The organism is Phytomonospora sp. NPDC050363, from assembly GCF_040655735.1.
Taxonomy (GTDB): domain Bacteria; phylum Actinomycetota; class Actinomycetes; order Mycobacteriales; family Micromonosporaceae; genus Phytomonospora.
In genome coordinates this window covers 538,782-556,369 of record NZ_JBFAKK010000004.1, presented here as the reverse complement: position 1 = coordinate 556,369, position 17,588 = coordinate 538,782, and the positions used below count along the sequence as shown (strand labels likewise).

The following is a 17,588-nucleotide window of genomic DNA, read 5'->3' as shown; positions in this document are numbered from 1 at the left end:
CTGATGGGGCATGGGCTGCGCGAGGACTTTCGAGCACCGCCACGGTGAGGGCGGAGGCGGGCGCGGCATCTCGATGTCGCGCCCGCCTCCCTCCGGCGTCAGTCCTGCGGGGCGACGCGGATGCGGTTTCCGTCGGGGTCGGCGGCCAGGAACGTGCGGCCGAACATCGCGTCCTGGGGCCCGTGCAGGATGGTGACCCCCTTGGCGCGCCACCGTTCATGGATCGCGTCGATCTCGGTGGACCCGCCGTCGACGGCGAGGCAGATCTCGCTGGTGCGGGGGACGTCGGGAGTGAGGCCGTCGAACCGGTCCGCCCACAGGGCGAGGTCGGCGCCGGGGCCGAGGTCGAAGGCGATGTACGAGGGCGTCTCCAAAGAGGGCTTCAGGTCGAGCAGCTCGCCGTAGAAGCGGGCCGCCGCCGGAGCGTCGGTGACATAGACGATGGAGACGATGGATGCGGTCATGGTCGTTCCCTTCAGTTCGTCGCTGTTGAACGCGTCCATCAGCCTGGCGAGAATATGCGCCGCATTGCGGCGTGATTTTCGGAAATACTTCGGGGCGTGACTCCGGACCGCTTCTTCTCCCTGATGCTGCTCCTCGAATCGAGGGACGCGGTGACCACGCACGACCTCGCCTCGGCGCTCGGTGTGTCCCTTCGGACCGTCACCCGGGACCTGAACTGGCTCCGCGACGCCGGACTTCCGGTGACCGCGCAGCGGGGGCGCCACGGAGGCGTGACCATGCTGCCCGGGTCGGGCCCCGATCTCACGCGCCTCACTCCCGACGAGCGTGACCACCTGTCGCTCGTTGGCCTCGACGAGAAACAACGGGAGGAGCTGGAGGCCTCGGCGGAGACTCGGCGTGCGCTCACCAAGATCGCCGCCTCGCGCTCACGTCGAGGGGACGGGCTGCTGCCGCTCACCGACGTGGTGCACGTGGACAGCCGTCCCTGGCTCCAGGCGCGCGCCGACGGCGTGTCCCCGGCCGCGCTGATCGGCCCCGTGCGGCGGGGCCGCCGGCTGCGCATCGAGTACAGCGGCACACGTCGCTCGCACCCGCGCGACCTCATCGTGGATCCCTACGGACTGCTGGCCAAGGCGGGGACCTGGTATCTCGTCGCCGACCACACGCGAGTGCCGCGGATGTACCGGCTCGAACGGATCACGACCTGGAGCGAGGTCGCCGAGCCCCGGCGGATCCGGGAGAACCAGTCCCTGGCCACCGTCGCCGCCGCGCTCCTTGGGGAATGGGCACACGACCACGCCGTGGAGGTCAGCGCCACCATTGACCGGGCGCAGCTGGACCGAGCGCGACGGATTTTCGGCCCTCGGATCGTCCCGGACGACCATGACGCGGCGGCCTCCGTCGTGAAGGTCACCATCCGTTTCCGCGAGGTGGAGGACGTGCGGGCACTACTGCCGTTCGGGAGTGCGATCACCGTGCACGGTCCCATCGAAGCGAAGGCCCGTCTGCGCGACCTCGCCGTCGAACTCGCCCGCCATTACGCGAGGTCGGCGGGGCCATGACCGGTGACGACCGAACGGGACTCGGCCGGGAGTCTTGGAAGCTCACCCCAGGTTCGGCGACTGCTCCGGAAGCGGCCGGGCGCCTTCGGGGCGCAGGCCGTCGAGGATGATGCCGAGGTATCTGCGCCACAGGTCGGGCGAGGCGTCCGGGACGTAACCGGCGACGTAGTTCGGTGCGCACATGAGCAGGAAGACATCGGCGCCGGTGACGTCGTCGCGGACCGTTCCCTGCTCACGGGCCCGGCCGACGAGACGGTCGAGCGTGGCCAGCATGCGCACGCGCACGCGCGTCACCTCCGTCATCGCCTCGCTCGCCTCGGCGAGGAAGGACAGGTCGCGTTCCTGGCGCTGTCTGGCGGCGGCGGTAAGGAACTCGGCGAGCGCGGCGCCGGTGTCCTCGGCGGTGATCAGGCTCTCGCCGAGGGTGTTGAGGGCGTCGATGCGGTCGGTGAGGATCGCCGCGATCAGGTCGTCCTTGGTGGCGAAGTGCCGAAAGACCGTTCCCTTGCCGACGCCTGCGCGGCGGGCGATGTCGGCGACGGAGGCGTCGAGGCCGTGTTCGGCGAACTCGTCGGCGGCGGCGGCCAGGAGCGCGCGCCTGTTGCGGGCGGCGTCGGCGCGCAGGGGGCGGTTCATGGTGCCCAGACTAGCAAGTTGACCGCGCGGTCCGCTTAGTGCTAGCGTCCCGACGAACATGACCACACGGTCCGCTTATTGGAGGAGCACCATGAAGGCAGTCGTCGCGAGCGAATACGGCCCGCCCGAGACCTACCGCGTCGCCGACGTTCCCGTCCCGGCCCCGGGGCCGGGACAGATCCTCGTCCGTATCGCCGCCGCCTCGATCAACCCCGCCGACGTGCGTCTGCCCAGCGGCGACTTCCACGAGAGCTTCCCGCTGCCGTTCCCGCACGTGCCGGGCAACGACTTCGCCGGGACCGTCACCGAACTCGGGCCCGGTGTGTCCACCTGGCGCGTCGGCGACGAGATCTTCGGGCAAGCCGTGCCGCGCGCTCTGCGCGCCATGGCGGGGACCTCGCGGCCGTCGCTGAGCACGGGCTCCCTCGCGGAGTACGCGGTGTTCGAGGCCGACACGCCGTTCCTGGCGCACCGGCCCGACGGGCTCGGCGTCGAGGACGCCGCGGCCCTGCCCACCGTCGGCCTGACCGCCCGGGCCCTGATGGCGACCACGCGGGTGCGGGCCGGTGAGACCGTGCTCGTGGTCGGCGCGACCGGAGGTGTCGGGACCGCGGTGCTGCCGATGCTGGCCGCGGCCGGGGCGACGGTGATCGCCACCGCGAAGGCCGAGGACGCCGAGCTGCTGCGCGGGCTCGGCGCCGACGAGACCATCGCCTACGGCGACTATCCGTCCGACGTGGACGTGGCGCTGAACCTGACCTTGCCCGGCGACGAGCTGGTCGACCTCGCGGCGGCACTGCGCACCGGCGGCCGGCTGGTCACGATCACCTTCCCCGTGACGCGGCCGGAGTGGCTGGGACGCGACGACGTCGAACTGAGCTTCGTACTCGACATGGACGGGACCCTCGGGGGAATGCGCGAGGTCGCCGAGGCCGCCGCGCGCGGAGAACTCAAGGCCACGATCGGACGCCGCTACGACCTCGACGAAGGGCCGCAGGCCGTCGTCGACTTCGCCCGCCGGCACACGACCGGAAAACTCGTCGTGCGGATGTGACGCCGCCCGCGGGGCCTTCGCCGTCGAGGAAGGCGCTCGATTCATCCTAAATGGACGGTGCGGCGGCGGAGCGGATCAAGAAAGGCCTCGGGCGGGGTGTCCCGTCGGTGCGGGGTGGGTAAACGCTTCCCACCCCCACTTGACGAGCCGGCCATGGCGAAGACACCCCCGCATGCCCCCGACACCGAGGGCTCTTCCGAATCTCCCGACGGCCGCTTCCACATCATCGGCGACCAGGTGTCCCCGCTCCCCGGCTGGAAGGAGGGCGCCATGGTGTCGGCGCAGTACGTCGCCGGACAGGTCATGGGCCTGGAGAGCACGGACGTGCCGGAGGTACGGCAGGCACCGGACTCACGGGCGCTGACCACCGGGCGGATCTGAGCGGAGGGAGGGCGGCGGCGACGCCGCCCACCCGGCCGATCGCCGCGGGCGAGGGAAGACATCGGGCTACTTGCGCTCGTACATCAGGCAGATCGCGCCGCTCTGCGTCGGATACGACTCGGCGAGCGTCCCCGACGACAGCGTGCCGTCCTCGAAGACCCTGGGGCCGCCGCCGACGAGCTCCGGGCACAGCGTGACGGTACGGGACACGGTGTCTCCTGGCTCGCGGACCGGCGTGCCCGATCCTTCGCCCATTGGCCGGAGCCGTCGCCGCGTTTTCGAAACGGTCGGGAGAACTTTCTCGGGGCGCGTCGAGAGTTGGCGAGGGCGCCGAGAAGGCCGAGGCGGCCGTCGGCGAGTTCGCCGGCCTCGGCGCGGCCGTCGTCGTCGTCGTGGGGGAATCTCACAGCGTCGCCACCCGCGCCGCCGCCGCATCGCCCCGGCGCAGTCGCACGGCCGGCGGCCGGCGGCGCGACCGCCCTTCTTCTGCTGGCCGGCCATCCCGTTCCTGCGCTACCTGCCCGGCACCCTCGGCCCGCTGGGCACGCGGGTCGAGACGGCCCTCCGGCGGCGCCTTGGCGCAGCACCGTCCTTTGTGGCCTTCGAGGGCTACGACACCGTCGCCGTCCTCGCCGAAGTCCTGCGCACCCGCGGCGCCGACCCGGCGGGAATCGCCGCGGCATGGCCGGCCATCGCCGTCGAGGGCACTCGCGGCCCGATCCGATTCACCAAGGTGCGCGGCATCGGCGTGTGGCAGTGGGCCCGGCCGCCCGTCCAGGTCGCCGAGAAGGCCGAGCCGGCCGACCCCGACCGTTTCCGGATCCTCCAGATCGGACGAGCGCCGCAGGCCTGACCGCACAACGGTTCTACCGTGCGCGGGACGCGACCGGATCCTCCGCTTCGAGGGCGATGACCTGTTCCAGGGCGCCGCGCAGCGCGGCGGCCTGGTCCCCGCCGAGGAGCCGCGACCATCGCCGCTCGATGTCGGCGAGGATCCGGCCGGCCGCGGCCTGCGCCCTCCTGCCCTGCTCGGTGAGCCGGATGATCTTCGCGCGGCGGTCCGCCTCGTCGACCACCCGCTCAAGGTAGCCGTGGTCCTGTAGGTCGTCGACGAGTTCGCTGATCGCCTGTTTGGTGAGCCCGGAGCGTTCGGCGAGCGTGGTCAGCCGCGACCCCTCGGGATCGATGGTCCGGAAGACGGATCCGTGGACGAAGCGGATCCCCTCGAATCCCTCCTCGGCCAGCTGGTCGTGAAGTCCTCCCAGAACGATGTCCCTCGCCTGCGTGAGCAGCGTGGGCAACGGCAGCCTCGGCCGGCCCTGCCCTTGGGGTGCCCCGGATCGCGTCGCCATGGTCGTGCGCCCCCTCCAGCCGGATTGATCAGGCGCCTTGACAATATCAGGCAACTTGATAAGGTGGCCTGACTGTCAGGAAGCATGACTAGTTTCCAGGAGGAAGCGATGTCCGTCATCACCGCACGACGCGAGCACTTCGCGACGCTGTTCACCCGTCCTCTTCCCACCGACGTCCACGCGTCGGAGACGACACTCGGCGGTCGGCCCGCGCTGGACCTGCGCCCGGCGGCACCCGCCACCACCGGCGAGGACGTGCTGCTGTATCTCCACGGCGGCGGGTTCGTGGTCGGATCGGCGCGGGCCACCGCCCACCTCCCCGCCGCCCTACTGCGCCACCTGGACGGCCGGGCGGTCTCGCTCGACTACCGACTGGCGCCCGAGCACCCCTTCCCCGCCGCCCCCGAGGACTGCCTCGCGGCGTACCGCGAGCTACTCGACGCCGGTGCCGACCCGCGACGGCTGGTGATCGCCGGCGACTCGGCCGGTGCCGCACTGGCCGTCGTCACCATGCTGCGCGCCCGCGAGGCCGGCCTGCCGATGCCCGCGGCGGCGGTCCTGTTCTCTCCGGCGGTCGACCTGACCCTGAGCGGGTCGAGCGTGCGATCCAAGGACGGGGTGGATCCGATCTTCGCCCCGGCCGATCTCGCGTGGCTCTTCGAGCAGTACCTCGACGGCGCCGACGGCGCGGCACCCGAGCTGAGCCCTCTCTTCGCCGATCTCACCGGGCTGCCGCCCTTGCTGATCCAGGTCGGCTCCAGCGAACTCCTCCTCGACGACGCGGTACGGCTCGCCGGACGCGCCGCGACCGACGAGGTCGCGGTGACCTTGGAGGTGGCTGCGGGCCAACCGCACGTGTTCCAGCACAACGACGGATCGGCCGAAGCACGGGCGGCGCTGGAACGCGCCGGCCGGTTCCTGGCCGCCCGGCTCGGTGGCCTCAAAGCCGTCCACGACCCGCGGAACACCTTCCGCCTCGACCACACCATCCCGTCCGGCCAGGCGCCGGCCCGCGACTAGGAGACACGCCATGCTCGCCACCATCGCCACCGTTCTCGCCGGACTCATCGGCGCCGGCGTCATCCTCATGGGCACGGGTTCCTTCTGGGCGCCCCAGGGCGCGGCCGGGTTCGGGATCCCCGACAGCCCGACCGAGGATCCTGCCTTCCGCTCCTGGCTCGCCGTCAAAGGCATGCGCGACATCGGCGCGGGGCTCCTCATCCTCGTCGTGGTGTTCGGCGGAAGCACCACGCTGCTGGGCTGGACCCTGCTGGCCGCCACCGCCATACCCGTCGGCGACGCGGTGATCGTGCTGCGCGCCAAGGGACCCAAGTCGGCCGCCTACGGCGTCCACGGCGCCACCGCGCTGGTGATGCTCGTGATCAGCGTGCTCCTGCTCATCGCGTGAGCACCCGCCGCGCCGGGTGATCCGCGCGGCGGCCGCCCCACCGAAGACGGGATGTCCGCGGTTCACCCGGCGACGCGCCGGAGCCTGGTACAAGATCGAGAGGCGCCGCGGCGAACACGAGCACGATGTGGCAGGGAGGGGACCGGTCCGTGGGAAAGCGAGCGAAGCAGACGGTCGGCCCCGGACCGGCTCCCGCTCCGGACGCGATCGAAGTCCACGGGGCCCGCGTGCACAACCTCAAGGACATCGACGTCACCGTGCCGCTGGGACGGCTCGTCGCGATCGCCGGCGTCTCCGGCTCGGGCAAGTCCTCGCTCGCGCTCGGCGTGCTCTACGCCGAGGGGTCCCGCCGCTATCTGGAGGCCCTGTCGACCTTCACCCGGCGCCGCCTGACCCAGGCGGCGCACGCGGACGTCGACAGGGTCGAGCACGTGCCCGCCGCGCTCGCGCTGCGGCAGCGGCCCGCCGTGCCCGGGGTGCGCAGCACGTTCGGGACCTCCACGGAACTGCTCAACAGCCTGCGTCTGCTCTTCTCCCGGCTCGGACACCACCGGTGCCCCAACGGACACCTCCTCCAGCCGACCGTGGACGTCGCGCTCGACCTGCCGCTGACCTGCCCCGAATGCGGCGCGGTGTTCGGGCCGCCGAGCGCGGAATCGTTCGCGTTCAACAGCGAGGGCGCCTGCCCCCGCTGCGCCGGCACCGGGACCGTGCGGGAGATCGACGAAGACTCCCTCGTACCCGATCGCTCGCGCAGCATCGACGAAGGCGCGGTCGTGCCGTGGTCGATGTTCGGGCTGGCGGCCGTGCCGAAGGTGGCCGCCGAACTCGGTGTGCGCACCGACGTGCCCTTCTCGAAGCTGACGAAGAAGGAACGCGGAATCGTCTTCGACGGTCCGGCGGTCAAGCGCGTCATCCTGTACCCGGCCAGGAACGGCAAGCTCTTCGAACTCAACGCCGCCTACCGCAACGCCCGCCAGGCGGTCGAGGAGGCCTTGAAGAAGGCGACCACCAAGAAAGGGCTCGACCGTGTCGACAGGTTCCTCTCCGTGCAGACCTGCCCGGACTGCCGGGGCACCCGCTTGAGCGAGGCGGCCCGCTCCAGCCTCGTCGACGGCATCGACCTCGCCGAGGCCACCGCCAAGACCCTCGACGACGTCACCGCGTGGGTGCGGACGATCCCCGCCACCATGCCGGAACCGATGGTCCCCATGGCGCAGAGCATCGTCTCCCAGATGGTCGCCACCGCCCGGCGGCTCATCGAACTCGGTCTGGGATACCTCACCCTCGACCGCGCCTCGTCCACCCTGTCCACCGGCGAGCGCCAGCGTGTCGCGCTGTCGCGCGCGGTGCGCAACCAGACCACCGGTGTGCTCTACGTCTTGGACGAACCGTCGATCGGCCTGCATCCCGCCAACGTCGACGGTCTCCTCGGGGTCGTCCGCAGCCTGCTGGCGGACGGGAACTCGGTCGTCGTCGTGGACCACGACGTCCGGGTGCTGCGCCAGGCCGACTGGCTCATCGAACTCGGGCCCGGGTCCGGGCGCGACGGCGGCACCGTCATCGCCGAGGGCGCCCTGGACAGCGTGGTGGGCAGCGAGGCGTCGCTGATCGCCGGTTTCCTCGACGGCCGCGAGGAGATCCTCGTCCGCTCCCGGCCCGATGCGAACGACGTGTTCGCGACGGGCCGCATCCATCTGCGCACCGCGCCGCTGCACACCGTCCACGCCCTCGACCTGGACATCCCGCGCGGCCGGCTCACCGCGGTCACCGGCGCCTCCGGATCCGGCAAGACCACCCTCATCCTGGAGAGCCTGGTCCCGGCGCTGAAGGCGCGGGCCTCGGGCCGGCCGCTCCCGGAGCACATCCGGAAGATCACCCCGGACGGGATCACCCGCGTCAACGTCGTCGACGCCTCCCCCATCGGCATCAACGTGCGCTCCACCGTCGCCACCTACAGCGGTGTCCTCGACGACCTGCGCCGCGCCTTCGCCGCCACGCCCGCGGCGAAGGAGCGCGGTCTGACCGCTGGCGCCTTCTCCTACAACACCGGCAGCCTGCGCTGCCCCACCTGCGAAGGCACCGGCCAGATCGAACTCGACGTCCAGTTCCTTCCCGACGTCGACATCGCCTGCCCTGACTGCGAGGGCTCCCGCTACTCCCCCGAGGCCGACGCCATCCGCCGTGTACCGCGCGGAGGCGACGAGGAGGAGGGGCTGACCCTGCCGCGGCTGCTCGCGTGCACCGTCGCCCAGTCCGTCGAGCACACCGGCGATCTGAACAAGGTCCGCGCCCGCCTCCAGACCCTCGTCGACCTGGGCCTGGGCTACCTCACCCTCGGCGAGGCCACCCCCGCCCTGTCCGGCGGCGAGGCGCAGCGACTCAAACTCGCCACCGAACTCGACCGGGACCAGCACGACTCCCTGTTCGTCCTCGACGAACCCAGCGTCGGCCTGCACCCCCTCGACGTCCGCGTCCTCCTCGGCGTGCTGCAACGGCTGCTCGACAACGGAGCCACGGTCGTGTTCATCGAGCACGACCTCGACATGATCGCCAACGCCGACTTCGTGCTCGACCTGGGTCCCGGCGGCGGCGTGGACGGCGGTCGCGTCACCGCCGCCGGCACCCCCGGCCAGGTCGCCGGCAGCCCCGGCAGTGTCACCGGCCGCTACCTGCGCGAGGTGCTCGCACCCTCGGGCCGACCGCCGCGAGACCCGGCCGGCGGCTAGGGGGTGCGGTAGACCTCGAAGGCGGAGATCTGTCCGGCGGGCCAGCCTGTGTTCGACGTGATGGTGAGGCGGACGTGGCGCTGGGCCGTCGGCGGGAAGGTGATGGTGACTTCCGGGTTGAAGGTGCAGGCGGTCGTGCCGACGATCGGCGTGAAGGCGGATCCGTCGGTGCCGGCGGAGACCGCGATGTTCTGGACGCGGCTGCCCCAGTGGCCCGGCAGTTTCAGCACGACGCGGTTGATGGAGACCGCCGCGCCGAGGTCGACCTGGAGCCACTGCGGGAAGGAGCCGTTGGCGCTCTCCCAGTAGGAGCCCTGGTCGCCGTCGACGGCGTTCGAGGCGGGGTAGCCGCCGTTGGTGGTGCTCGCCTGGGTCGGTTTGTTGCGGGCCAGGTCCGCGGGAGGGTCGGGCGGTTGCCCGAGCATGGGGAGGGTCGGACGGACGGGGGTCAGCGGGGCGGCGCCTTTGAACATGGCGCCGGCGTCCTTGGTAATGCGCAGGTAGTAGTCCGAGGAGCAGGCGGTGCCGTCCTCGTCGAGGGTGACGAAGTTCGATCCGGCGGGGATCTGGGAGGCGTTCTCGGCGGTCTTGGCGATCTGGTTGCCTTCGTTGTACTCGTCGAACATGGAGATGTAGATGCCCTGTGCGCCCAGGCGGGTCATGTTGTAGAAGTGGCGCCAGTAGAAGTCGCCATGGAATCTGGCGTGGTTGGACAGGTCTCCCGGCATGACACAGGGCTGGTAGTCGATGCCCCGGTTGTCGCACTCGGCCTGGTCGCCGAGGTTGACGTTGTTGTAGTAGGAGTCGAGTTCGCCGAGGTTGCTCGCACGGCCGACCATCCACGGGGAGATCATGTCGAACGCCGTGTACACGTCGAAGAAGCCGGGCCGTGAGTCGTTGATCCCCGACCGCCACCACGTGGGCACTCCGCCGATGACGTAGCAGCCCCGGGACTTGAACCAGTTGACGACCTCAAGGCAGGGCGCCGGTGCGAAGGGGCGGCTCGGCTCGGCGAAGCCGAAGCCCCAGATGCAGACGACGGGCTTGCCGTTCTGGCGCGCGTAAGCCGGTGACGAAGTGTAGGCCGACATCTTGTTCACCCAGTCGGCCTTGATCTCCGACTGCATGTTCAGCCAGTTCGTCACGTCGTACATGATGTAGAACTTGCGGCCCCGCGCCTCGGCCGCCGCGCGGACCTTGACGGTGACGGCGTCACGGATCGGGCCCTCGCCGCCGACCGGGTTGAAGCGCTGCAGAGCGGCGGTGTCGCAGCCGTTCTCCTGCATCCAGCGAAAGTGCGTGTCGATCGTCTGGGCGTCGTGCTGTGAGAACAGCCGCGCCTGCCGTCCGTCGCCGAGATCGGGCCAGGCCGTCGCGTAGGAGCTGGTGTATTCGCGCATGTCCGGCCAGGACACGATCGCGTTGTTACCCGCCGACGGCGGCTGCCCCCAGTTGTCGCTCCAGTGCCACCAGCCGTTGAGCGGTGAACCGTCGCCGATGGCGGCGAACCATCCCTGGTAGCCGACGGTTATCTTGCCGACGACGTCGCCGACCGGGCTCGCGGCGGACGCGGGCGAGGGGATCCCGGATAACGCCGCCGCGGCGGACGCGGCCAGGAGGGTTCTGCGAGAGATGGTCATGGACGGCACTCCCCTTCGTGGATGGGCGGGGTGCGACGCGTTCACGTCCCCGCCAAGCGTAGGGACTGCGACAAAATTCTGCAATAACCAGACGGCAACCTGTTTGAAACCTGACCTCGCTGCCTTTCCGTTGCGATCGGCTGCGCGTTCAGAACGACCGCGGGTCGTGATCACCTGAGGCGGATCGGCATTGCGCTGATCCGGCTCGCCACACCGAAGATCAGCGACTGGCCGGTCGCGAAACGTCGGCGGGCCCTCCGCGTCCGCGCGGGCGTCCTCGCCTTCGCATTCCACTGAAACAGCTTATAAGCGGGTAAACAACGCAGATGTTGCTAATCTGGGCCGATGCGGACCCGTGCTCGTAGGTCGATCGGCCCGGTCGCCGCCGAGGCCGAGGGCGGTGACGCCCCGGGTGCGGGCGGAGCCGTGCGGCAGGCAGGCACGAACGACGATCCAACCGGCCGCCAGGGAGACCACTGATGACAATGGACCTCGCACGTGCCGCCCGGCACGTACTCGTGTGGACCGCGCTCGTGTCGGCCTTCGCCGCCACCCCGGCCGGTGCCGCGAAAGCTCCGCCGACCGCCGACGTCGCCGTCGAGCTGACGACCGCGCCGTTCGGGGCCGGACTCGGGGAGGCCGTCGAGCACCGCATCGCCGTCCGCAACCGGGGCCCGGCGACCGCGGCCGACATAGCCGTCTCCTTCACCACTAGCCTGCCGATCATCACCCCGAAGGTCGAGGACGGCGGCGGCCACTGCACGTTCACCGACGCAACGACGCTGTCCTGCCGCTGGTCCAAGCTGCGGCCGACCGACGGCGCCACACCGCTCACCGTCGTGCTTCGAGGGAAACTCGGGGACACTCCCCCGCTCGGTGGGCTGGTCCGCAACACCGCGACGGTCGGCACGGCCGCTCCGGAAGCGACGGCCGCCGACGGCACCTCCGCCAACGCCTACCTCCTTGCTTCGGTGCCCGTCGCCGAGAACGCGCCCGTCCAGCCCGCACCGGTCGGGGCCGCACCGACGAAGCCGTCGCCGATACCGTTGTTCACGCTGTACGCACTGCTCGCGGCGATGGCACTGGCGGTGATCGCGGCGGGCTCCCTCGCCCGGCGCAGGGACCCGTTCGCCGCACTGCGGGAACCCGCGAAGACCATCGCCGAACGTCTCACGGGCCGCTTCGCGCGCCGCCGTCCCGGCATCACCGAGCAGGCGGGCCGATGACGCGCCGATACCGCACGATGGTCGCGGCGGCTCTCGCCGCCTCGCTGCTGGCGGTGCCCGGCACCGCTTCGGCCGACCCGAGCGCCGGGCCCTCGTCGTCCGAGCCGCGGCACGAACCCTCCGCGAGCCAGAGCCCCGACGAGCCTTCCCCGTCGCACCCCGACGAACCGTCCCCATCGGACAGTGACTCGGCCTCGCCGTCGGAGAGCCCGTCCGAACGACCGCCGTCGCCGTCCGATCCGTCGGGTAAGCCCAGGCCGGGCAAGCCCAAGCCGGACAAGCCCGGGCCGGACAAGCCCGGGCCCGCGAAACCGAAGCCGTCGTCCGGCCCGTCCGGCGCCCCCGCCGAGCCGTTGCCGTGGCTGCGCCTGCCTCGCGGGGCGAACCTCGACACCGCGCGACTCCACCTGATCCACGAGCGGATCGTGTACCTCCACGAGACCATCGACCGCTCCGGCCACGACGCCGACCAGTTGATCGGCGACCTCGTCGGCCTCGCCGACACCATCGGCGCCACGCTCGCCGAGGCGGACGCGCGCTGGGGGCTGCCGGCCACGGGAGCCGATCCGGCGTCCCTGCTTCAAGGCGTCGCGGCCCGCGGCGACCTGCCCGACACCGACCGTCGTGAGGCCGCCGAACTGGCCGCCCTCGTCGGTGGACTCGCCGCCGACATGCGTGTACGACAGGAAGCCGCGACGGTGGTCACCGGCGCGGTCGACGGTGCCGACGAGGAGATCGAGCGCCTGGAGGACGAGGCCGCGACGCTGCGCGGAGAGATCGAACGGCCGCGCCGCGGCAGTCTGCAGGCACCGGTGGCCGGTCCGGTCCTCAGTGGACATGGAGCGCGGCACGACCCGTACTACCACCGCTGGCAGGTCCACGAGGGGATCGACATCGCCGCCCCTCCGGGCCGAACCGTGCACGCCGCCGCGGCCGGCACCGTCGTCTACGCCGCCGAGAACGGCGGTTACGGGCTCCTGACCTGTATCGACCACGGCAGCATCGACGGACAGAGCGTGTGGACGTGCTACGCGCACCAGTCCCGCTTGGACGTCCACAAAGGACAGCGGATCGACGCCGGTGCGGCGATCGGCCTCGTCGGCAGCACCGGAGCCTCGACCGGCCCGCACCTGCACTTCGAGGTCCGCGTGAACGGAGGATCCGTCGATCCGCTGCCCTGGCTGGCCGCGGACCACTGAGCCCGGGCAGGCGGCCGGCGACGAGCGGCTTTCGCGGGCGGCCGCGTCCTAGAGTGGCGCCATGCGAAGCGATGTGCCTGGACGTGGGCGCGATCTGCGCGTTCTACGACTCGCCGCGGGACTCAGCCAGGAGGAACTCGCCGCCAAGGCGGGAGTCGGGACCCGCACGATCCGCGACATCGAGACCGGGCGGGCGACGCCCCAACCGCGGACATTGCGGCTGCTCATCGAGGCACTGGAACTCGGCGACGCCGATCGCGAAACGCTGATGCGATCGACGGCGAGGCCGACGATCGTGCCTCGCGAACTGCCGCCGCCGCTCGCCGGCTTCGCCGGGCGCGAAGCGCAGCTCGCCGCGATGCGCACGGCGGTCACCGAGGGAGCGCGCGTCATCGCGGTGCACGGCATGGCCGGCGTCGGCAAGACCTCGCTGGCCGTCGAGTTCGCGCACGAGATCGGTGACGGATACACCGACGCGCAGCTTTTCGTCGACCTGCACGGCTTCACGACCTCGGTCGCACCGCGCCCGAGTACGCGGTCGGTGCTCACACGGGTCCTGCGCGCCCTCGGCGTTCCGGATCAAGCGGTGCCGACCGGATCCGGTGAGCTGCTCGCCCGCTATCGCAGCATTCTCGCCGACCGCCGCGTCCTCCTCGTGTTCGACAACATCGCCGGGGCGGCCGCACTTCAGGAGCTGCTGCCGGCGTCGCCGGGCAGTTTGGTGATCGCCACGAGCCGCCGCGAGCTGTCCACATTGCCCGGTGCGTTCGCCGTGGCGCTCGAACCGGCCTCCCGAACCGAGGCGGCGGCGATGTTGCGGGCCGCGCTTCCGGGCCACACACAACCCGGCGAGGACACCGCCATCGCCGAACGGTGCGGTCGGCTGCCACTGGCGATCGGACTCGCCGCAGCGCGGTTGCGCAGCCGTCCGAAGTGGACCGCCGCCGACCTGCTGGTCCGGCTCTCGAACGAGGAGAGACTGCTCGACGCGCTCGACATCGGCTACCGGGGCGTCACCGCGGCGCTTCGCGCGTCCTACCTCGAACTCGGCGCCGAGCAGCGGCTCGTCTTCCGCAGCCTCGGCCTCGCGCCCGGCGACGACCTCGATCGCACGGCCGCCACCGCCCTGTCCGGGCTGCCCGAGGACACCGTCGACGGCCTACTGGAGTCCCTTGTGGACGTCCATCTGATCGAGACCCGGTCGTTCGGCCGCTACCGGCTGCACGATCTCGTCCGCCTCTTCGCCGAACGCCTCGTCGCACTCGAGAACTCCGAAGCGGACCGGGGCAAAGCGCTGCTGCGGTTGCTGGCCGCCTACCGGCAGCACGCCTACCAGGCGGCGGCCGAGCTCTGGCCCGGCAAGCGGATCTTCACCTCCGGCGCCGAGGAGTTCGACATCGGACTCGCCGCCCTGAGCGGCAAACAGGAGGCCCTCGACTGGTACCGGGCCGAACTGGGCAACCTCACCGCCGCCGTCGCCGTGGCGGAGAAGGCCGGGGAGTTCGAACGCGCCTGGGAGCTGGCCGTCGCCGTCAACGCGTTCTCCGCCTACGACCGCGACCTCGACGCTCAGGCCGAGGTCAACGGCGTGGCCCTGGCGATCGCCGAACGACTGCGCGACCCCTTCAAGAAGGGGCACACACTCGCCGACCGGGGCGCGCTCATGATCGCCGCCGGGCGCTACCCGGAGGCCGTGACGTGCCTGGAACAGTCGGTGGCCTTCAAACGCGAGGCCGGAGATCACGTCGACACCGCCCGGACCCTGGGCAACCTGGGCCTGCTCCACAAGCTGACCGGACGCTTCGAGCGCTCCCTCGAACAGTACGAGGCGGCGCTCGCGTTGATCGGGACGCAGCGGGGGCCCGTCGTCGGCCCGGTGCACATCAACATCGCCATCGTTCTGTTCAAACTCGGCCGGGTCGACGAAGCCGCGCGCCGGCTCCATGAGGCCCAGAGCCTCATCGAGCCGGACGACACCTACACAAGCGCCCGGATCCGGGTCTACCAGGGCGTCGTCGCCAGAGAACGCGGCGACCTCGCCGCCGCCGTCGGCATCCATACCGACTGCCTGGAGTTCTGCCTTCGGGAGGGCATCCCGGTGGGCATCGTGTCCGCCATGACCATGCTCGGGGAGGACCTGCTGTGCGCCGGACGCCACGACGAGGCCGTCGCCCGGCTGCGTGAAGCGCTCGACATCGCCCGGACGAGTGTGCGGGACACCGAACGCGACGTCCGCAACCATCTCGGCGAGGCGCTCACCGCGGCCGGTGAACCGGAGGCCGCGATCCAACAGCACGAGCGGGCGGCGCGGCTCGCCGAGTCCCAGGGCGATCGCTATGAGCTCGCCCGCGCCCACCGCGGCCTTGCCGTCGCCCACCGGCGGCTGGCCGACGTGGAGGCCGAACGGCGCCACCTGCGCCGAGCCGCCGACGGCTACACCGAGTGCGGTGTGCCCGAAGCCGTGGACGTGCTCGGGCGTCTGCGCGACCTGGGCGCCTGAACGAGACCACGCCGTGTGAAGCGAGCCGTCCGGCCCCGACAGCGGATTTCGCGGGCCGGGACCTCGGCAGACACTGGTGACGATCCCGTTCCGGCGAGTGACCTCACCGCCCGTCTCCTGCCGGTTCAACGCCTCGACCGGCCTGTGAGCGGCTGCTTGACTTGCGGTTATCGGTCGCGGAGCCCCAGCGCCGAACGGTGCGTCCCAGCATGCACGACGAGCGCCCACGACCCGATCACCACCCCTCCCCCAGCCCCGAGAAGGCCGACATGACCACACCCGTTTCACTCGTTCGTCCACAATGGACATCAATGGGGAGGCCACTGGGCATCCTGGTGCTCCTGCTCGGCCTCATCGTGGCCGGACCCGCCGCGCAGGCGTCGGCCGACGCCGGCACGAACGCGACGCTGTGCGATGTGGACCTGGAGTACGGCGAATCCGGCAGCTGTGTCGAGCGTCTTCAGCGGCGCCTCAACGAAATCGGCCTCAACTGCGGCAATCAACTGGCCGTCGACGGAAACTTCGGAACGGCGACCCGGGCACGCGTCATCGCGTTCCAGGGACGCAACCGGCTGGACCTCGTCGGCGTCGTCGGGTCGGTGACCCGGTCCAGACTCGCCGCCCCCGACGAGGGCCTGGCCGTCGCCTGCGACTCGACGATCATCGCCCAGATCCGCGCGGTGTTCCCCGCCGAACACGAGGAGAAGGCCATCTCGGTCGCCCGCTGCGAATCACGCTTCAGCGCCATCGCCGTCGGCCTGAACACCAACGCGACCAAGGACGTCGGCGTATTCCAGTTCAACACCGGCGGGACGCTCCAGGAGTACCTGCCCGGCAGCACCCTCGCAGCGAAGATCGACAACGCCCTGCACTCCGACACCAACATCCACGCCGCCTACCGGCTCTTCCTCGACCGCGGCTGGCAGCCGTGGTTCTGCGCCTGAAACCGATCGTTTCCCGCCCACCCGAACCCCCCGAAAGGAGATCCCCTTGAGAACAAGCTGGAAGACCTGGATCGTCGCGCTCGCCGCCGCGGTCGTGGGAGGGATCCTCACGGTCCCGACGGCCGTCTCGGCCGCCGGCCCCCTGTCCAATCCGAGTGCCGAGCACGACTTCGGCTGCACGGGAGCCAAGGCCACGATCCAGGTCACCTGGATCGCTTCGGACGAGGTCTCGGTCCACTGGCGCCTGGAGGACACCACCAGCGCCTACGGCCGACACCCGGTCCTGCGGATCGCGGCCCAAGGCCCTAGCGGGACCGCGCCCTACATCTTCGGCAACGGGCACGCCTACTACGTCCTCGAAGGCGGGATGGGCAGCTCGCACAGCGGCATCAAGCTCGGCTGGAACCCCTCCGACGTGACGGTCGTCAACCACCTGCGTGTCAGCGTCCAGAACGGGACCAGCCAACAGGAGGTCGACTGCCAGATCACCAAGAACATCTACAACTGGTCGAAGATGGCCTACGGGCTGGCGAAGAACAAGATCGGCGCCGAGTACGTGCGCGGCACCGAGGGCCCCGACACCTACGACTGCTCAGGGCTCGTCTACGCGTCCTACAACCCGATCACGAACTCCCCCGGCTGGCCGGTGCGCACCGCCGACGCCATGTTCGACTGGGCGAGGACCCACGACGACGGCGGCAAGTTCTACGCGAAGAGGATCACCTCCGCGGCCGATCTCCAGTTCGGCGATCTCATCTTCTTCAACTTCGACGACGGCAGCGACACCTATGCCGGCCACGTCGGATTCCACGCCGGCGACGGCAAGATCCTCGACGCGGAAGGCCCCGCGCGCAGTGACGGCGTCTCCATTCGCTCCCAGGGTCTGGGCAGCGCCGTCGGCATGTTCCGCATCATCGGCATCGCCACCGTCTGACGGGCGCACCCGACGAGCCGCCCCGGCGTCCGGTCCACGGACGCCGGGACAGTGCGCCG

Annotated in this window: 17 protein-coding genes; 12 read left to right on the top strand and 5 right to left on the bottom strand. The window is 70.9% G+C overall.

What is annotated here, in order from left to right; translation table 11 throughout:
- Window positions 1–98: 98 nt before the first annotated feature.
- Window positions 99–464, bottom strand: coding sequence for a VOC family protein (locus AB0I28_RS13990; protein WP_357493101.1), 366 nt, complete (start codon window positions 462–464; stop codon window positions 99–101).
- A 96-nt stretch (window positions 465–560) separates the two neighbouring features.
- Between AB0I28_RS13990 and AB0I28_RS13985 the strand changes: the two genes are divergently transcribed.
- Window positions 561–1,526: a WYL domain-containing protein gene (locus AB0I28_RS13985; RefSeq protein WP_357493099.1), complete on the top strand. Its 966-nt coding sequence runs from the start codon at window positions 561–563 to the stop codon at window positions 1,524–1,526.
- A 42-nt stretch (window positions 1,527–1,568) separates the two neighbouring features.
- Here the strand turns inward: AB0I28_RS13985 and AB0I28_RS13980 are convergent, their stop codons facing one another.
- Window positions 1,569–2,162 carry a TetR/AcrR family transcriptional regulator gene (locus AB0I28_RS13980; protein ID WP_357493097.1) on the bottom strand — a complete coding sequence of 198 codons (594 nt, stop codon included), beginning with the start codon at window positions 2,160–2,162 and terminating at the stop codon, window positions 1,569–1,571.
- A gap of 91 nt (window positions 2,163–2,253) precedes the next feature.
- Here AB0I28_RS13980 and AB0I28_RS13975 point away from each other — a divergent pair, with 91 nt between their 5' ends.
- Window positions 2,254–3,216 carry an NADP-dependent oxidoreductase gene (locus AB0I28_RS13975; protein ID WP_357493095.1) on the top strand — a complete coding sequence of 321 codons (963 nt, stop codon included), beginning with the start codon at window positions 2,254–2,256 and terminating at the stop codon, window positions 3,214–3,216.
- A 153-nt stretch (window positions 3,217–3,369) separates the two neighbouring features.
- A complete protein-coding gene (locus AB0I28_RS13970; RefSeq protein ID WP_357493093.1) occupies window positions 3,370–3,597 on the top strand; it encodes a hypothetical protein in 228 nt (75 codons plus the stop codon).
- 66 nt (window positions 3,598–3,663) lie between these two features.
- Here AB0I28_RS13970 and AB0I28_RS13965 read toward each other — a convergent pair whose 3' ends face one another.
- The gene (locus AB0I28_RS13965; RefSeq protein ID WP_357493091.1) at window positions 3,664–3,807 is read right to left on the bottom strand and encodes a hypothetical protein; all 144 of its coding nucleotides are present in this window, start codon (window positions 3,805–3,807) and stop codon (window positions 3,664–3,666) included.
- Between the two features lie 385 nt (window positions 3,808–4,192).
- Between AB0I28_RS13965 and AB0I28_RS13960 the strand changes: the two genes are divergently transcribed.
- Window positions 4,193–4,450, top strand: a complete 258-nt coding sequence (locus AB0I28_RS13960) for a hypothetical protein (RefSeq protein WP_357493089.1) — start codon at window positions 4,193–4,195, stop codon at window positions 4,448–4,450.
- A 13-nt stretch (window positions 4,451–4,463) separates the two neighbouring features.
- On the opposite strand, the gene AB0I28_RS13955 is transcribed toward AB0I28_RS13960, so the two are convergent.
- Entirely contained in the window at window positions 4,464–4,949 is a 486-nt protein-coding gene (locus AB0I28_RS13955; RefSeq protein ID WP_357493087.1) for a MarR family transcriptional regulator, read from the bottom strand.
- 108 nt (window positions 4,950–5,057) lie between these two features.
- Here AB0I28_RS13955 and AB0I28_RS13950 point away from each other — a divergent pair, with 108 nt between their 5' ends.
- The 3 genes from AB0I28_RS13950 (at window position 5,058) to AB0I28_RS13940 (ending at window position 9,086) form a co-directional block, all read left to right on the top strand.
- Window positions 5,058–5,969, top strand: coding sequence for an alpha/beta hydrolase (locus tag AB0I28_RS13950; RefSeq protein ID WP_357493085.1), 912 nt, complete (start codon window positions 5,058–5,060; stop codon window positions 5,967–5,969).
- 10 nt (window positions 5,970–5,979) lie between these two features.
- Complete coding sequence (locus AB0I28_RS13945; RefSeq protein WP_357493083.1) at window positions 5,980–6,357, top strand: DUF4267 domain-containing protein; 378 nt, start codon at window positions 5,980–5,982, stop codon at window positions 6,355–6,357.
- 149 nt (window positions 6,358–6,506) lie between these two features.
- On the top strand, window positions 6,507–9,086 hold the full coding sequence (locus AB0I28_RS13940; RefSeq protein ID WP_357493081.1) for an excinuclease ABC subunit UvrA: 2,580 nt from the start codon (window positions 6,507–6,509) through the stop codon (window positions 9,084–9,086).
- On the opposite strand, the gene AB0I28_RS13935 is transcribed toward AB0I28_RS13940, so the two are convergent.
- Window positions 9,083–10,726: a discoidin domain-containing protein gene (locus tag AB0I28_RS13935; RefSeq protein ID WP_357493079.1), complete on the bottom strand. Its 1,644-nt coding sequence runs from the start codon at window positions 10,724–10,726 to the stop codon at window positions 9,083–9,085. The two genes, AB0I28_RS13940 and AB0I28_RS13935, sit on opposite strands and share 4 nt — an antisense overlap.
- A 479-nt stretch (window positions 10,727–11,205) precedes the next feature.
- On the opposite strand from AB0I28_RS13935, the gene AB0I28_RS13930 reads away from it, so the two are divergent.
- The 5 genes from AB0I28_RS13930 to AB0I28_RS13910 all read left to right on the top strand — a co-directional run bounded on the left by AB0I28_RS13930 (window position 11,206) and on the right by AB0I28_RS13910 (window position 17,529).
- Window positions 11,206–11,952, top strand: coding sequence for a hypothetical protein (locus AB0I28_RS13930; protein WP_357493077.1), 747 nt, complete (start codon window positions 11,206–11,208; stop codon window positions 11,950–11,952).
- Complete coding sequence (locus AB0I28_RS13925; protein ID WP_357493075.1) at window positions 11,949–13,151, top strand: peptidoglycan DD-metalloendopeptidase family protein; 1,203 nt, start codon at window positions 11,949–11,951, stop codon at window positions 13,149–13,151. Before AB0I28_RS13930 ends, AB0I28_RS13925 begins: the two co-directional genes overlap by 4 nt.
- 61 nt (window positions 13,152–13,212) lie before the next feature.
- Window positions 13,213–15,651: a tetratricopeptide repeat protein gene (locus tag AB0I28_RS13920; protein ID WP_357493073.1), complete on the top strand. Its 2,439-nt coding sequence runs from the start codon at window positions 13,213–13,215 to the stop codon at window positions 15,649–15,651.
- Window positions 15,652–15,962: 311 nt separating this feature from the next.
- The gene (locus AB0I28_RS13915) at window positions 15,963–16,595 is read left to right on the top strand and encodes a peptidoglycan-binding protein (protein WP_357493071.1); all 633 of its coding nucleotides are present in this window, start codon (window positions 15,963–15,965) and stop codon (window positions 16,593–16,595) included.
- Between the two features lie 46 nt (window positions 16,596–16,641).
- A complete protein-coding gene (locus AB0I28_RS13910) occupies window positions 16,642–17,529 on the top strand; it encodes an NlpC/P60 family protein (RefSeq protein ID WP_357493069.1) in 888 nt (295 codons plus the stop codon).
- Window positions 17,530–17,588 lie beyond the last annotated feature (59 nt).

What these genes read in the sequence shown, in the direction of transcription:
- AB0I28_RS13970 (WP_357493093.1), top strand. Translation starts at nt 3,370, where the DNA reads ATGGCGAAGACACCCCCGCATGCCCCCGACACCGAGGGCTCTTCCGAA.
- AB0I28_RS13925 (WP_357493075.1), top strand. Translation starts at nt 11,949, where the DNA reads ATGACGCGCCGATACCGCACGATGGTCGCGGCGGCTCTCGCCGCCTCG.
- AB0I28_RS13980 (WP_357493097.1), bottom strand. Translation starts at nt 2,162, where the DNA reads ATGAACCGCCCCCTGCGCGCCGACGCCGCCCGCAACAGGCGCGCGCTC.
- AB0I28_RS13935 (WP_357493079.1), bottom strand. Translation starts at nt 10,726, where the DNA reads ATGACCATCTCTCGCAGAACCCTCCTGGCCGCGTCCGCCGCGGCGGCG.
- AB0I28_RS13955 (WP_357493087.1), bottom strand. Translation starts at nt 4,949, where the DNA reads ATGGCGACGCGATCCGGGGCACCCCAAGGGCAGGGCCGGCCGAGGCTG.
- AB0I28_RS13950 (WP_357493085.1), top strand. Translation starts at nt 5,058, where the DNA reads ATGTCCGTCATCACCGCACGACGCGAGCACTTCGCGACGCTGTTCACC.
- AB0I28_RS13945 (WP_357493083.1), top strand. Translation starts at nt 5,980, where the DNA reads ATGCTCGCCACCATCGCCACCGTTCTCGCCGGACTCATCGGCGCCGGC.
- AB0I28_RS13930 (WP_357493077.1), top strand. Translation starts at nt 11,206, where the DNA reads ATGACAATGGACCTCGCACGTGCCGCCCGGCACGTACTCGTGTGGACC.
- AB0I28_RS13975 (WP_357493095.1), top strand. Translation starts at nt 2,254, where the DNA reads ATGAAGGCAGTCGTCGCGAGCGAATACGGCCCGCCCGAGACCTACCGC.
- AB0I28_RS13915 (WP_357493071.1), top strand. Translation starts at nt 15,963, where the DNA reads ATGGGGAGGCCACTGGGCATCCTGGTGCTCCTGCTCGGCCTCATCGTG.
- AB0I28_RS13990 (WP_357493101.1), bottom strand. Translation starts at nt 464, where the DNA reads ATGACCGCATCCATCGTCTCCATCGTCTATGTCACCGACGCTCCGGCG.
- AB0I28_RS13920 (WP_357493073.1), top strand. Translation starts at nt 13,213, where the DNA reads ATGCGAAGCGATGTGCCTGGACGTGGGCGCGATCTGCGCGTTCTACGA.